Origin of the sequence: Cognaticolwellia beringensis, from assembly GCF_002076895.1 — a bacterium.
Taxonomy (GTDB): domain Bacteria; phylum Pseudomonadota; class Gammaproteobacteria; order Enterobacterales; family Alteromonadaceae; genus Cognaticolwellia; species Cognaticolwellia beringensis.
On record NZ_CP020465.1, the window covers coordinates 1,320,411 to 1,335,603 of the forward strand.

12 protein-coding genes are annotated in these 15,193 nt (G+C 39.9%); 2 read left to right on the plus strand and 10 right to left on the minus strand.

Translation table 11 applies throughout. The annotated features are described in order from the left end of the window. The first annotated feature begins 58 nt into the window (after nucleotides 1-58). Together B5D82_RS05540 and B5D82_RS20050 are read left to right on the plus strand one after the other, a co-directional pair. On the plus strand, nucleotides 59-2,758 hold the full coding sequence (locus B5D82_RS05540) for a M14 family metallopeptidase (protein WP_081149836.1): 2,700 nt from the start codon (nucleotides 59-61) through the stop codon (nucleotides 2,756-2,758). 122 nt (nucleotides 2,759-2,880) lie between these two features. Next, nucleotides 2,881-3,138 (plus strand): CocE/NonD family hydrolase, encoded by a 258-nt coding sequence (locus B5D82_RS20050; RefSeq protein ID WP_216629020.1) that lies wholly within the window; start codon nucleotides 2,881-2,883, stop codon nucleotides 3,136-3,138. 308 nt (nucleotides 3,139-3,446) lie between these two features. On the opposite strand, the gene pgi is transcribed toward B5D82_RS20050, so the two are convergent. The 10 genes from pgi to B5D82_RS05595 form a co-directional block, all read right to left on the minus strand. Next, nucleotides 3,447-5,087: a glucose-6-phosphate isomerase gene (gene pgi / locus B5D82_RS05550; RefSeq protein WP_081149838.1), complete on the minus strand. Its 1,641-nt coding sequence runs from the start codon at nucleotides 5,085-5,087 to the stop codon at nucleotides 3,447-3,449. A gap of 116 nt (nucleotides 5,088-5,203) precedes the next feature. Continuing rightward, a complete protein-coding gene (locus tag B5D82_RS05555) occupies nucleotides 5,204-6,151 on the minus strand; it encodes a carbohydrate kinase family protein (RefSeq protein WP_081149839.1) in 948 nt (315 codons plus the stop codon). Nucleotides 6,152-6,235: 84 nt separating this feature from the next. After that, the gene (locus B5D82_RS05560) at nucleotides 6,236-7,195 is read right to left on the minus strand and encodes a sugar-binding transcriptional regulator (RefSeq protein WP_081149841.1); all 960 of its coding nucleotides are present in this window, start codon (nucleotides 7,193-7,195) and stop codon (nucleotides 6,236-6,238) included. A gap of 3 nt (nucleotides 7,196-7,198) precedes the next feature. Then, the gene (locus B5D82_RS05565) at nucleotides 7,199-7,909 is read right to left on the minus strand and encodes an HAD family hydrolase (protein ID WP_081149842.1); all 711 of its coding nucleotides are present in this window, start codon (nucleotides 7,907-7,909) and stop codon (nucleotides 7,199-7,201) included. Between the two features lie 22 nt (nucleotides 7,910-7,931). Continuing rightward, nucleotides 7,932-9,398 carry a mannitol dehydrogenase family protein gene (locus tag B5D82_RS05570; RefSeq protein WP_081149844.1) on the minus strand — a complete coding sequence of 489 codons (1,467 nt, stop codon included), beginning with the start codon at nucleotides 9,396-9,398 and terminating at the stop codon, nucleotides 7,932-7,934. A 27-nt stretch (nucleotides 9,399-9,425) separates the two neighbouring features. Next, nucleotides 9,426-10,454 (minus strand): ABC transporter ATP-binding protein, encoded by a 1,029-nt coding sequence (locus B5D82_RS05575; RefSeq protein WP_081149845.1) that lies wholly within the window; start codon nucleotides 10,452-10,454, stop codon nucleotides 9,426-9,428. 11 nt (nucleotides 10,455-10,465) lie between these two features. Next, nucleotides 10,466-11,296, minus strand: a complete 831-nt coding sequence (locus B5D82_RS05580) for a carbohydrate ABC transporter permease (protein WP_081149847.1) — start codon at nucleotides 11,294-11,296, stop codon at nucleotides 10,466-10,468. A 3-nt stretch (nucleotides 11,297-11,299) separates the two neighbouring features. Beyond that, complete coding sequence (locus tag B5D82_RS05585) at nucleotides 11,300-12,172, minus strand: carbohydrate ABC transporter permease (protein WP_081149848.1); 873 nt, start codon at nucleotides 12,170-12,172, stop codon at nucleotides 11,300-11,302. Nucleotides 12,173-12,239: 67 nt separating this feature from the next. Continuing rightward, entirely contained in the window at nucleotides 12,240-13,547 is a 1,308-nt protein-coding gene (locus tag B5D82_RS05590; protein WP_081149850.1) for an ABC transporter substrate-binding protein, read from the minus strand. A 173-nt stretch (nucleotides 13,548-13,720) separates the two neighbouring features. Then, nucleotides 13,721-15,088, minus strand: a complete 1,368-nt coding sequence (locus B5D82_RS05595; RefSeq protein ID WP_081149852.1) for a hypothetical protein — start codon at nucleotides 15,086-15,088, stop codon at nucleotides 13,721-13,723. Nucleotides 15,089-15,193 lie beyond the last annotated feature (105 nt).

Below are 15,193 nucleotides of genomic sequence, written 5' to 3' on the forward strand. Positions count from 1 at the left end.
CATTGCTATATTCACTAAAACCCTGATGCTAATTCAGGGCTCATGACCGAGAAATAATATGCTAAAAAAATACGCCCATTTACTGTCTTCACTAATTATCAGCTTTGTTTACTTATTTTCGCTATCAGCCAATAGTACAGAGCAAATGTGGCCTGGCAGTGAGTATTCCCCTTCAATTCCTACTTTTAAAGCTGTGCTCGGTTACGATGTTGGAGAAAGAATCACTAACTATGGTGACATGCTACGTTACTTTGAAGCACTAGAGCGCGCGGCGCCAAAGCAGATTAGACTCTTTGAATACGGGCGCACCTGGGAAGGTCGTAAGCTTATATATGCAGCCATTGGTAACCGTGATGTCATCGCAAACCTTGATGGCTTTGCCGATAAAATGCAAAAACTGTCTGATCCACGCATCACCGATAAAAGTGCGGCTAAAGCGTTAATTGACCAACTGCCATCTTCTGTCTGGTTAGGTTATGGCGTGCATGGCAATGAAATTAGTAGTACCGATGCGGCAATGATGACGGCATATCATTTACTCGCCGCACCGAATGAAACAACCAACCAAAAAATCTTAAAAAATACGCTTGTTTTTATTGACCCTTTGCAAAACCCTGATGGCCGTAGCCGATTTACCAGTCGTTATTACGCTACTGTTGGCATGCAACACAGTGATGATAGATTAAGCGCCGAGCATAATGAGCCCTGGCCAAGTGGTCGTTCTAATCACTACCTGTTTGATATGAATAGAGATTGGTTAGCGATAACACAACCTGAAACCGCTGGTCGTATTCGTGCAATGAATCATTATCGTCCTCTAGTGGTGATTGATTTACATGAAATGGGCGGTGACAGCAGTTACTACTTTTCGCCTGCGGCACAACCTTTTAATCCGCATATGACCAAAACCCAAATTGATAATATGACCGCGATTGGCAAAAATCATGGCAAACATTTTGACCGCCACGGTTTTGATTATTTTACCCGTGAAGTTTTCGATGCTTTTTATCCGGGCTATGGTGATAGTTGGCCGATATTCTATGGTGCGTCTGCGTCAACCTATGAAGTTTCTTCTTCAAGAGGGGAGATTTTTAAGAAAAAAACGGGTGAAATGTTAACTTATAGAGATACCGTTCAACGACATTTTGTCGCATCAATTTCTACCGCTGAAGGCGTAGCCGACAATCATAATAAATTACTTAATGACTATTACAATTATCAAACAAGTGCGATTAAAGTCGGTAAAAACAACAAAGAGCGGGTTTATATATTACCCAATAAGCGCAATGTCGCAGGCAGTCATCGCCTTGCAATATTAATGGCACAACACGGTGTTGAAGTTAAACAAGCAGACCGCGACTTTAAACAGTGTGGTAAAAGCTATCAAGCGGGGGCCTATTTTATCGATACTGCCCAGCCTAAAGGACGCTTTGTTAAAACAACCTTTACCCAGCAAGTTGATATGTCATCAGCCTTTGTTAAAGAGCAAGAGCGCCGTCGTGCTAGAAAATTGGATGATGAAATCTATGATGTCACGGGTTGGTCATTGCCGTTAATGTTCGATGTTGATGTTGACGCCTGTTCAAAAGCGGTAAAAGTCGCTAGTCATTTAGTTGAAAGCAATGACAAACTTGTTGGCAAGGTCATTAATCCTGATGCTACTGTTGCCTATTTAGTCCCTTGGGGTGATATGGCGGCAGGTCGATTTTTAACGGCTGCACTGCAACAAAATATTACGCTTAAAAGTGCCGATAAAGCGTTTACGCTAGAAGATAATCAACAGTTTACTGCGGGTACACTCATCATAGAAAAGCGCAGTAATAATGATGACTTAGCGGCTAAAATTATCGAAATAGCCAAAAATACAGGCGCACAAGTTCAAGGGGTTAATTCGAGTTGGGTGACTCAAGGGCCAAGTTTTGGCAGTAGCCATACCGTGACGATGACTGCGCCGAAAATAGCTATGGCATGGGATAACCCTGTTAGCTCGCTAAGTGCTGGTAACACGCGTTTTGTTATTGAACGTCAGTTTAATTACCCTGTTACCGCAATACGCACGCTTACCCTCAAAAGTGCGGACTTATCAAATTACCAAGTGCTTATTTTACCTTCTGGCGACTATAAAGAACTGTTGGGCATCAGTGGCGCTGATAATATTAAGCAATGGGTAAAACGTGGTGGGGTATTGATCACGCTAGGTCGTGCTACGCAATTTGCAGCCGAGCATGATATTGCCTTGCTCGATGTAAAAAGAGAACGTGCGTTTAAAGGCAAAGAAGACGATAAATCAAAAACAGCAGAAGAGCCTGAAGGTGAATCCATGGTGGATGGGCAACTATTCGCCAATAAAAGTGAATTAGTTTCAGCCAGCGAGAATGCCAAAGAGAGCCCAGACTTTGTTGCTGGAGTATTGGCAAATATTGAAGTCGATCAAGAACACTGGTTAACCGCCGGGGTGCATAAAAATCTAACGGCTATTGCTTATGGCAACGATATTTACACGCCAATAAAGTTAGCGTCAGGTAAAAATTTGGCATGGTTTAGCGATGCTGAAAACGTTTTGGCCAGTGGGTATTTATGGGCAGAAAATAAAAAACAATTAGCTTATAAACCTTATCTTATTCATCAACCAATGGGCCGTGGCATGGTTATCGCTTTTACCCAAGAGCCAACCACAAGAGCTTATTTAGATGGTTTAAATGTTATGCTGATGAATACTGTTTTTAGATCGGCAGCGCATGCAACACCGCTAAAATAATCGTTAATAGTATACGGATGGGTATAATATGGGCTTGCAGAGACAAAGCAGCCCATAGCTAAATTTTCAAAAATCGATTAACGTCGCTTTTATCTCCAAGGACTTTATAAGGCGCTCAAGATATGTTACTGACCGAAATTCACCATGATTTTATGCAATTACCGAACGGCATTAGACTAGCCTACCGCGCTTGGATGCCAACGAATGCCGAACAACAGCCAGTACCGGCTATATTAGAGTACTTACCTTATCGTAAAAATGATGGCACGATTGTGCGCGATGAACTGACCATGCCCGCAACCGCAAAGCATGGCTACGCTTGTATTCGTGTTGATATTGGCGGCACTGGAGAGTCAAAGGGATTGTTTGATGATGAGTAAAGTGAACAAGAACTGTCAGATGGCGATTAGTCATAGATTGTATCAGCAAGCAAAAATAGTGTAATGGCAATCTCGGTATTTCTTGGGGGGATTTAACTCCTTACAACTGGCATGTCTTTTTCGTTACCTCGCCCTTGACGGCATAAATGCCGACCTACCAGGTAATGCTACTTTTATTTTGAATGGACTCAATTATAGATTAACGATTAACTGTATTAGTGGATATTTTATCGTGTACGAAAAGTAAAATTAGCCCCTGTAAAATAATTAGCTACAGGGACTAAAGTTTTAAATTTTTTCTTATCTCTTTAACTTATAGTGCGTCTTTTTCGGCATATGTCAATCAAGCCTTTGGTTGAACCGTCCATATCTAAAGGCATTTCAATATTAGTAAGCTTATTGAATATTTCATTACCGAGTGCTTTACCTAATTCTACACCCCATTGGTCAAACGAGTTTATTTGCCAGATTACGCCTTGCACAAATACTTTATGCTCATAGAGTGCAATAAGGCTACCTAAAGCCTTAGGCGTTAATTTAGGCATTAATAAAGTGTTACTGGGTTTATTGCCTTTCATGACTTTATGAGATGACAAATAACTTATTTCATCGGTACTACATTTTGCTTTGGTCATGGCGGCAATCACTTGTTTTTGAGATTGACCTTCCATTAACGCTTGGCTTTGACCTAAACAGTTCGCAATTAACATGTCATGATGATCTGAAATATCAACATGCGGGTTAAGCGGTAGAATAAAGTCGACAGGTATTGGGGTTTTACTTTGATGGATTAACTGATGAAATGAATGTTGTCCATTGGTACCTTCACTACCCCAAATAATAGGGCCAGTATCATAGTTAGTTTCTTGGTTATCTAAATTCACCGATTTACCGTTACTTTCCATATCAAGTTGCTGTATGTAAGCGGGTAAACCACGTAAATAATGATAATAGGGCAACAATACTTGCGACTGAGCACCATGGAAGTTTCTATACCAAACGCCAAGCAATGCCATAATTACCGGCATATTTTCTTCAAATGGTGCTTGTCTAAAATGTTCGTCCATTTCAAAAGCGCCATTTAAAAACGCTAAGTAATTATCATAGCCAATACCAATGGCAAGCGGTAAACCAATTGCAGACCAAATAGAGTAACGACCACCGACCCAATCCCACATTGGAAATATATTTTTTTCACTGATACCAAAGCTTTTAGCCGCTTCAATATTACTCGAAACACAGGCAAAGTTATGTTGAATGTCTGCAACTTCGGCTTGATTTAAGAACCATTCTTTAGCCGACTCGGTGTTTCTAAGGGTTTCTTGCGTGGTTAATGTTTTTGATGAGGTGATCACTAAAGTAGTTTCAGGATCTAAACCTGACAACACATCATGGATATGACAACCATCAACATTGGCAACGTAATGTACATTCAAGTGTTTTTGACGGTAAGGCTTTAAGGCTTCAGACATTATTTTAGGCCCTAAAAATGAGCCCCCAATGCCAATAGCGACAATATCTGTAAAAGCCTTGCCGCTATAACCTTTTGTAACACCTGACGAAACGTCATTCACAAATACTTTGATTTTCTCTAAAGTGCTTTTGACCAATGGCATAATATTTTCGCCATCTACATAGACAGGCTCATCAGAAAAATTACGCAGGGCGGTATGTAGAACGGGGCGGTTTTCAGTGGTGTTAATTGGCGCACCTGAAAACATTTGCTCTATTTTGTCTTTAACACCACATTGCTGTGCTAAATCAACCAGCAATTTTTTTGTTTCAGGTACTAAATGATTTTTTGAGTAATCTAAAGTTAGCCCTGATGCTGATATGGTGAATTTATCAAAGCGTTCAGGGTCAATTCGAAACAAAGATTGTAAGTGTATTGTTTTACTGTCTAAATAATGAATTTGTAAGTTTTGCCATGCCAGTGAATTAGTTAACATGTTTAATAAGCCTTAATAATAAAATTTATGTTTGTTTCAACAAGTAGATTAGTTAGCCAAAATGACTATTTGAATAAACAGTTCAATGCTGTTTATTCAATGTTAGTGCTAGTAATTTAAACACTCGCAGGGCCAGCTAATTGACTTAACACTTCTTCATGGGTCGGTGGTTGACAACCAATTTTTGATACGTTGATAGAAGCCGCTAAAGAGCCAAATTTTAAGGCATAAGCTAAGTCTGCTTTCTTAGCTGAAGGTGTTAGCGCATTATCACGAAGTAGTTGAGCCAGCATTGCTGAAAAGAAAGTATCGCCCGCACCCACAGTATCACCCATCGGAACCGCTTTAAATACATCTTGCTGAATATTAATGTTTTCGGTAATAAAATGAGCGCCGTTTTCACCTAATGTTAATACGACCATTCCATTAGTCATGTTCTCAAGCATCGCGGTTGCAAGCTCTTGAGGATCACCAATCAAATCTTGCAATAGTAAGTCTTCGTCACTCACTTTTACGATATCTGCATAGGTAATTAATTGTGCAATGGTGGCAATATATTTAGCGTGATTAATTTCAACGCCTTTACGAACATTGACATCGATACTAATTTTTACGCCTCTAGATTTAAGCTCTGTCATCACCGGAATTAATACCTCGACCATTTCTGGTACTAGTGTTAAAGAACCGGTATGAAAAAGATCTAAATCTTTCGGCAACATATCTAAAAGCGTCTGTGCGCTAATATCTAGGTCAGCAACTGACTTACGATATAGCCTATACTCTGGGTTACCTTGTGAATTTTTATAAACTAATGCTAATGAGGTGGTTTGAAAAGACCGGTTATTAGCCGGTATCTTAATACCTTCGTCAACAGCTGACTGGTAGATTTTATCGCCGAATAGATCATTCGAAATAGGTGATAAGTAACTACATTCGAGCCCTTGCTTAGAAAAGCTTCTTGCTACGTTATAAGGTGATCCACCAATAAATGGACGATAATCGCCATTTTCCTGCTCGATCATGTCAAAAAGAGCTTCACCGAAAACAGCTACTTTAAATGTCATTTTAATTCCTTACTCTACCGGTTCTTAGTGCGTTAAAAACACTTTAATTGTTAGCTCGCTCAGTGCTAAAAAATGCAACTGAGTTTAATCTATACTTAATATACGCTCAGCTGTGTATTCATTGGTGATTAAACCATTGATTAATTTCGATCTGAGGGCGCCAAGTATGGCGAATACTTTTTCTTCACCGGCAGCAATGGCATATACCGCTTTATCAGAGTTTACTTTTAGCGGAGTACTGGCGACTCGTTGGTTAACGGCGCAGTCAATTAAGTTGCCATTGATATCTAAAACCCAACTAATTAACTCACCTACAGCGCCTTTGGTCTGTAATTCTTTGAGCTCTTTAGGGGTGACAAAACCATCGATATGAAGCGGTGAATTAATCGCTAAATTACCAACACCGACAAAAGTCACATCGGCTTGTGCTGCTAACTTTAAGTTATTGGCGATATAACGTTGCGCATGCAACTGCTCTTTTTCTTCCTTACTACTAGGCAGAACAGGTAATGGCATAGGGTAATGTTTAGCATTAATATGTTCAGCCATGCGCATAACAACATCGTATGACGAGGCCGAGCCATCTGAAGCCATGTTACCTAGTAAGGCAACTATCTGGTGTTGCTCACAGTTCAATAAAGCCAATTCCTCGACGCAAGCCCTTAAAACTCGACCTGTGCCCATCGCTATTACTTTCGGCTCTGCTGATTTTAAATGAAGCTCTATCTCTTTAGCACCCGCTTGAGCAAGTCCTAAAGTAGATGTTGGCTCATTTTCATCACTTGGCACAACAATACAAGATTGTAAGCCAAAGCGATTTTTAACTTTTAATTGTAAGTCCATACACTTAGCGATTGGATGTTCTAGCCGGACTTTAATTAAGCCTTCGCTCACCGATAAGGCAACCATGCGTTGTGCTGATTGACGAGAAACATTGAGTTTTTTAGCTATTTCTTCTTGCGTATTGCCGGCAACATAATAAAGCCAACCTGCTTTAGCTGCATCGTCTAACTTTCTTATTTCTGCATTAGATCGTTTTAACACGGTTTACCTCTCGTTATTAACTGATGAACTAAGCGAAGGAACTAGTTCAAATAACTGGTTCCAATGTCCTATTGTACTAACATCATCGAGTATTTGAGTAGTAATATCTTTATTTTTCAGGTGACTAGCCCCAATATACCGGATTACATGCATATTGGCCGCCTGAGCAGCACGGATGCCCGCGTTAGAATCTTCTATCACTAAGCAATTATGAGGTTCAACGCCCATTTTTTTAGCAGAATGTAAAAACAAATCTGGTGCTGGTTTGCCATTTTTTACCTCAGAGGAGGTAAATACTCGGCCGTCAAAATACTGTTCAAGCTTGGTATAGTGCAACGAATGTTTTACTTTTTCAGGACTGCCGCTCGTAGCAACACAGCTATTGACATTAAGTTGGGATAATATTCGGTCAAGATGCTCAGTTTGTTGTAACTCCGAGGCAAATACATCTATTAATGCTGCTCGATAGCGCTGGCGGAATTCGCTCGTTAACTTAACAGCAAAGTCGGCGAAAACTTTAGCGGTAACATGCTCAAAATTATAGCCTAAGAAGTTGATCAGAAAATAATCTTCTGATACCACAACACCGATTTCTGCAAGCATACTAAGGAGTACGCGTTGGCTTAATATTTCGCTATCTACTAATACACCATCGCAATCAAAGATGACCAAATTTATGGAGTTATGTCTGGATAAAGCCTTAGATTCAGTCATCTTTGTTTTTCCTATTGTATTATTATTTTAAATATCGCTCTAGGGTAGCAAGAGTACCGATATCCCAAAGCATTTCCAACCAAAAGGTAAAGTTTTTAGTAAAGTTTTCGTCATTACTTAGATTTCCAAATATATCATTCATTTGTAAAAATACTGACGGGTTTTCTTTAGCTAAAGTTGCTTGAGATATTAATCTTGCTGACTGCGGATCATCAAGCGTAAAATCACTTTCATCATTACCCCCTTCAAAACAAAGTCGGCACCATAAAGCCACCACAAGTGCGAGTCCTTTACAGTCCCTATTACTTGCTATGTTCGCGGCTATAATTGGCAAAATAAATTTAGGTAAACGGTTTGACGCATCTTGGCAAAGTCTAGGCACAGTATCGCGTACTTCAGGATTAGCGAATCTTGATTCGATTATCGAAAAATACTCGTCAAAGCTAACGCCAGGTACCGGTGCAAGGGTCGGAATAACTTCTTCGCTCACCAGCTTTTTAAGGTATTGACTGATCATAGGATCGGCCATTACATCATGGACAAAAGCAATATTTAACAGCGATGCAGGGTAGGCTATAGCAGCGTGACCGCCATTGAGAATGCGCAATTTCATTAATTCAAATGGTGCGACATCTTCAACAAACTCTACACCAACTTCCTCTAAAGGAGGGCGACCATTAACAAAATTGTCTTCTAATACCCATTGTCTGAAAGGTTCACAGAAAACTGGCGCTTGGTCTTCTATGCCAAACAAAGTTGTTAATCGTTCACGTTCTTGCACTGATGTCGCTGGCGTAATGCAGTCAACCATTGAATTAGGAAAGGTAACATTTTTGCTGATCCAATTTGCTAACTCAGGGTCAATTGCATTGGCCATTTCAGCGACAACACGTTGCGTAACATTGCCATTATGCGGAATATTGTCACAAGACATCACCGTGAAAGGTTTTATGTTTTGCGCGCGGCGAAATTTAAGTGCCGCAATAATTAAACCAAATACCGTAGAAGGTGAGTCGATATTAGCAATATCGGCTTGAATTTCTGGATGAGCAAGGTTAAAAGCACCTGTTTTGTCATCCATAAAGTAACCACCTTCAGTAATGGTTAAAGATACGATTCTAATTTCACTTTCACTGAGCGCAGTAATTAGCGTGGCAGCGTCATTTTCAATAAAATCGGTCATCGCTGCAGTCACCTGAGCGGTAAGATTTTTATCATCTAATTCAACAACGGTTGTTAACCAGTCTTGTTGCTTTAGTTTATCGCGCATTGCTGCATCGTATGACTTGATGCCCGCACCACGAATGGCCCAGTCGTGAGCAATTCCAGCGTTAAATAATTTGTGCATGTACATCGCTTGATGCGCACGATGAAAATTACCCACACCGATATGAATGATACCGGGCGATAAAGATTCTCTGCTGTAGTTAGGTTTTTTAACCTGACTTGGCAGCGTATCAAGGGTTTTATTGTTTAGTTTAATAGACATAGGTATTTGCTCTTAATTTCCAACAGGCTAAATTGCAACAACGCTAGCGTGTTGTTGTGGCAAAGTGACACCTTGAGCATCAAAATGAAGCATCTTGTTGTCCACGGCACTTAGAAAAATTCGGTCGCCATAAACAAAAGGACAATCTCCACCGGCTTTAACGGTAAAGGTGCCACTGCCTTCAACATGCACATGTAAAAAAGTTTCAGAGCCAAGGTGTTCAATGACACCTACTTTACCAGCCCACATGCCTTCTTCGGTTGATATTTCTATATGCTCTGGTCTTATGCCTAAGCAAGAGGTTGGATCACCAGCGATTGGATCGACATCAACAAAGTTCATTTTTGGTGAACCGATAAAGCCAGCGACGAATTTATTTACTGGGGTATTATATAGTTCAAGAGGGCTACCAACTTGCTCGATTATCCCGGCATTAAATACCGCAATTCGATCGGCCATTGTCATTGCTTCTACCTGATCGTGCGTTACATAAATCATGGTAGTGGCTAAGGTTTTATGTAGCTCAGAAATTTCTAAACGCATATTAACGCGTAAAGACGCATCTAAATTAGATAAAGGCTCATCAAATAAAAATGCCGAAGGTTGACGTACAATTGCTCTACCTATCGCTACACGTTGGCGTTGACCACCTGATAATTGCCCAGGTTTACGCTCTAGGTAATCAGACAAGTTTAATATTTTTGCAACATTGGCAATTTTGCTTTCAATTTCTTCTTTGCTAACTTTTGCACGCTTTAATGGAAAAGCGATATTGTTGCGCACCGACATATGTGGGTACAAAGCGTAAGATTGAAACACCATAGCTAAACCTCTTTTAGCTGGAGGTGTAGCGGTGGCATCTTCGCCATCAATTTCTATGTTGCCGCTTGTGGTGTCTTCTAAGCCGGCAATCATTCTTAATAATGTTGATTTACCACAACCTGATGGACCAACAAATACGATAAACTCGCCGTCTTTAATTTCTAGATCAATCGGTTTAATTACGCTTACATCGCCGAAATCTTTAGTTACTTGCTTTAAATTAATACTACCCATTTTCAAATCTCCTATTTAACTGCGCCGAAACTTAATCCACGCACTAATTGTTTTTGACTAAACCAACCAAGTATTAAAATCGGCACAATGGCCATTGCTGACGCTGCAGACAACTTGGCATAAAATAAGCCTTCTGGGCTTGAATAACTGGCAATAAATGCGGTTAGCGGCGCTGCATCAGCTGCGGTTAGAATGAGGGTCCAAAAGGCTTCATTCCACGCTAAAATTACATTTAACAATAATGTTGAAGCTATACCTGGTAAGGCTATCGGTAACAGAACATATAATATTTCTTCGCCGATAGTTGCGCCGTCCATTCTTGACGCTTCTAGCACTTCACTTGGGATCTCTCTAAAGTAGGTATATAGCATCCACACCATGATAGGTAAGTTGATCAAGGTCATCACAATAACCAAACCTATCTTAGTATCGAGTAAACCAAAATTACGGAACAACAAGTAAATTGGAATAAGCACACCTACTGGCGGCAACATTTTGGTTGAAAGCATCCACATTAATAAATTTTTAGTGCGCTTAGTTTGGACAAATGCCATTGACCATGCCGCTGGCACCGCAATTAACAGGCCTAAAATACTTGAACCTAATGAAATCACGATAGAATTCCAAAAATGATTAAAGTAAGGAGATCGTGCTAACACGTCTTCATAATTCTCTAATGTCCAATCAAACATGAATAAACTTGGGCTAGAAGATATAGCTTCAGCTTCTGTTTTAAAGCTGGTGATCAAGGTCCATAATATTGGGAAAAATATTAAGCTACTGATTGTCCAAGCTAAAAAGGTATAAATTAATTTTGATTTATGACTCTTATTTATCGACATCACTTAATCCTCCAAGTTCTTACCAATTAGACGCATTAAGAATATTGCAACTATATTGGCGATAATAACGGCAACAATGCCACCTGCTGAACCACCACCTACATCGAACTGTAGTAATGATTGTGTGTAAATTAGATAGGTAATATTGGTTGACTCATAACCTGGTCCACCGCTGGTCGTTACTAGGATTTCAGCGAAAATAGACAGTAAGAATATAGTTTCTATTAAAATTACCGCGGTAATTGCTCGCCCTAAATGAGGCATAACGATGTAATAGAACTTACTGAATGGTCCAGCACCATCTAAGTCTGCTGCTTCAAGTTGCTCACGGTCGAGTGATTGAATTGAAGTCAGTAATATTAGCGCTGCAAAAGGTAACCACTGCCATGAAACAATGATAATAATTGACAATAATGGTATTTGAGCAAAGAAATCTATTGGGGTAACGCCAATCCAATCGGCAAAATGAGCGAATAAACCATTAACAGGGTTCATCAACATATTTTTCCACACGAGAGCCGAAACAGTCGGCATAACGAAAAATGGCGCAAGTACCATAATACGGACATAGTTACGTCCCCATATAGCCTGGTCGAGCAATATAGCTAAACCAATACCGCCGCCTAGGGTGATCAATAAAACACCACCAACAAGTAAGATTGTATTAAAAAATGAAGTAATAAATGCCGGATCTGTTAAGAAAAATTCATAGTTTAAAAAACCAATAAATTCATTGTTTCCGGGCGTAAGCAAATTGTAATCTAAAAACGAAAAGTACAATGTCATGCATAACGGCACTAACATCCAAGCCAACAGTAAAACTACTGAAGGAAATAACATTATCCGAGCGAGTGTGCGTGAGTTTGTTGTCGCCATCACAGAGACCTTTTAAAAGTAAATAATTGGGTAAGCACTTACGGCTTACCCACCAATAACAAATGAACTATTTTGGATAACGCGCTTTTTTCATTGCACGTTCAACTAGGCGTTGAGAAGTTTCTAACGCTTCTTTCACTGTCATTGTTCCTGTTAATGCGGCAGAGAACTGTTGTCCGACTGCTGTTCCTATACCTTGAAATTCAGGGATAGCAACAAACTGCACACCGACATAAGGTACTGGTTTTACAGTTGGATTTTTAGGGTCTGCTGATTGAATTGAATCTAAAGTAATTTGTGCAAAAGGAGCTGCAGCCATATATTTAGGATTTTTATAAAGTGAAGCTCTTGTTCCTGGAGGAACATTTACCCAACCTTTTTTGTCTGCTACTAATTCAGTGTATTCTTTAGACGTTGCCCAACTAATGAATTTCATTGCCGCGTCAGACTTCTTACTACTTGCAGGTACGGCTAAAGTCCAAGCCCATAACCAGTTACCACGTTTTCCAAGGTTATTATGAGGGGCTAAAGCAAAACCTACTTTATCAGCGACTAGAGAATCTTCTTTGTTGGTAACAAATGCGCCAGCAACAGTTGCATCAATCCAGATACCACATTTACCCGTTTGGAATAACGCTAAGTTTTCATTGAATCCGTTAGCTGATGAGCCTGGAGGACCTGATTCTTCCATAATATCGACATAGTATTGTAATGTGTCATGCCATTCTTGCGAGTCAAACTGTGGTTTCCAGTTTTCATCGTACCAGCGAGCACCAAATGAGTTAGACATAGCGGTAATAAGTGCGATGTTTTCACCCCAACCTGCTTTACCACGTAAACAGATACCGTAAATACCTTCTTCTTTATCCGTCATTGCTTTTGCTGCTTTGCGAATAAAATCCCAAGTTGGGCTTTTAGGCATTTTAAGACCTGCTTTTTCGATAAGGTCAGTGCGATACATTACCATAGAGCTTTCACCATAAAATGGTGCAGCAAATAGCTTATTATCAAAGGTTAAACCACTGCTAATAGCCGGTAGTAAATCTGCTTTGTCATAGTTAGCGCCTAATTTATCAAGCTCTGTTAACCAACCTTGTTTTCCCCAAATTGGTACTTCATATGTACCTATGGTCATAACATCATATTGACCACCGCGCGTAGCGACATCAGTTGTCACACGTTGGCGAAGAATATTTTCTTCTAGTGTTACCCACTTCAGTTCAATACTCGGATTTTTGTCAGTAAAATCACTGCTCAGCTCTTTCATGGTGATCATGTCACCATTGTTAACTGTAGCTATGGTGATGGTTTCGCTTGCAACAGCAGCGCTCATCGTCATAACGCCACAAGCGAGCATTAATAATTTATTTTTCATCTGGTATTCCCCGTATTCAAAGTTAATGTCTCACCTAAAGGTACTAAATGAGACTGTTTTTTTTAATTGTAATTTACTTTAGTCTAGAAAAAGTAAAGCCGAATGCAATATAACTTAACTAACAAACAGCTTTACATCTCTAAGTAATAAACCGACAGAAGCCGGCTTATAACTTAAAATTTAACAGAGATTTCTGAAGTGAAACCGTCAAATCCAGTACCGATTTGACCGCCTGAGTTAACACCTTCTTCTTGATCAACATATTCAAACTTTAATAATGTCTTGTCATTGAACCAGTAACCTGCGGCTACTTGAATACGCTCTACATTGTTATCAGTTTGTGCAATTAAATCTGAAGTATTTTCAGCATCAGAGTAACGAGCTGCTACATAGAATTTGTTAGGAATAATGTAGTGCTGTGCTTCAATAGTATAGTACTCAACAGAAGTATCACCTTTAATTACGGTATTTGAATCGAAGGTTGTTCCGTTAGCATCAGCAACACCATTATCGCCGAAGTATGTAACACCTGCTACTGCATTACCTGCAGCATCTGCGAAGGTGTAATCATCAGTTGACTTACCAACCATTAAAATAACACTCGTATCAGGGGTAGGTTGATATGCTAGGTTTAACTGAATAATAGATTGTTCAAGACCAGGCATTGCGCCAACATGTGTATCACGTTCGCTTGAAGGACCCGCAGAGAAGTTGTAGTTCTCACCATCACCAAAACGGTAATTAGTCGTTGTTACACCAGCCATACTTGCTACGCCGTTTTCAAAGCGTAATTGATCGCCTTGATTAGCTTGGAAATAATTTAAACCTACTTTAAAACCGCCTTCAAATTCAAGCGTACCTTGGATGCGGTAATTGAAGCCTCGATCTTCTTGGAAAGCTTCGCCAAAACTTGAAGTCGTCATATGACCTGCAACATTGTAGCCACGAATAGTGCCGCTATCATAAGACTCGCTGTAGCTTAACTGCATGCCATTTTCTGCTGTTGCATAGTCAGTGATGCCGTTACCAATTAATGCATTGCCTTGGTTATCAGCGCCATCTTGAAAACCTTTAAATTGGAAAGGAGCTGCACCAATGTTACCTAAACGCAATGTTAGGTTTGCGTTTTCACGTGCTTGACCACTAAGGCCAAGTAATTCAAATTCTATGCCTGCAAAATCTTGGTGAAAGGCGAAATCTCGGTCACCGTTGTTACCGAAGTCATTTGGCTCTTCAGCAATGTCGACATCGGCCACGATATGCTCGTTAATGTGAAACTTAAGTTGTAAATTTACTCTTAAACGACCAAATCCTGAAGACTGTTCTTCATCAGCAGGACGGAAAGCACCGTCTTTCGCTTGAATTGATTGGTAGTTTTGCAATGCTAAAAAATTAACTTCTGCAAGACCGTCTAGAAATTCAGCTGATTGCACGTATGCAGGTGATGATGCTGCCATAACCGCTGCAGCTAGCATACCTAGTTTACCAAATTTCGATGTTGATTTGTTGTTAAGAGCTTTGTGTGTTTTTGAGTTAGACATGTATATTTCCCCTTTCCGCCTAATGGCAGAGTTAGTTTTTTTATACCTCATTCAAACTAAAGTATGAATAAGAGCAAAGTATGAATATTTTATATTTTATTAATA

What these genes read in the sequence shown, in the direction of transcription:
- B5D82_RS05540 (WP_081149836.1), top strand. Translation starts at nt 59, where the DNA reads ATGCTAAAAAAATACGCCCATTTACTGTCTTCACTAATTATCAGCTTT.
- B5D82_RS20050 (WP_216629020.1), top strand. Translation starts at nt 2,881, where the DNA reads ATGTTACTGACCGAAATTCACCATGATTTTATGCAATTACCGAACGGC.
- pgi (WP_081149838.1), bottom strand. Translation starts at nt 5,087, where the DNA reads ATGTTAACTAATTCACTGGCATGGCAAAACTTACAAATTCATTATTTA.
- B5D82_RS05555 (WP_081149839.1), bottom strand. Translation starts at nt 6,151, where the DNA reads ATGACATTTAAAGTAGCTGTTTTCGGTGAAGCTCTTTTTGACATGATC.
- B5D82_RS05565 (WP_081149842.1), bottom strand. Translation starts at nt 7,909, where the DNA reads ATGACTGAATCTAAGGCTTTATCCAGACATAACTCCATAAATTTGGTC.
- B5D82_RS05570 (WP_081149844.1), bottom strand. Translation starts at nt 9,398, where the DNA reads ATGTCTATTAAACTAAACAATAAAACCCTTGATACGCTGCCAAGTCAG.
- B5D82_RS05575 (WP_081149845.1), bottom strand. Translation starts at nt 10,454, where the DNA reads ATGGGTAGTATTAATTTAAAGCAAGTAACTAAAGATTTCGGCGATGTA.
- B5D82_RS05580 (WP_081149847.1), bottom strand. Translation starts at nt 11,296, where the DNA reads ATGTCGATAAATAAGAGTCATAAATCAAAATTAATTTATACCTTTTTA.
- B5D82_RS05585 (WP_081149848.1), bottom strand. Translation starts at nt 12,172, where the DNA reads ATGGCGACAACAAACTCACGCACACTCGCTCGGATAATGTTATTTCCT.
- B5D82_RS05590 (WP_081149850.1), bottom strand. Translation starts at nt 13,547, where the DNA reads ATGAAAAATAAATTATTAATGCTCGCTTGTGGCGTTATGACGATGAGC.
- B5D82_RS05595 (WP_081149852.1), bottom strand. Translation starts at nt 15,088, where the DNA reads ATGTCTAACTCAAAAACACACAAAGCTCTTAACAACAAATCAACATCG.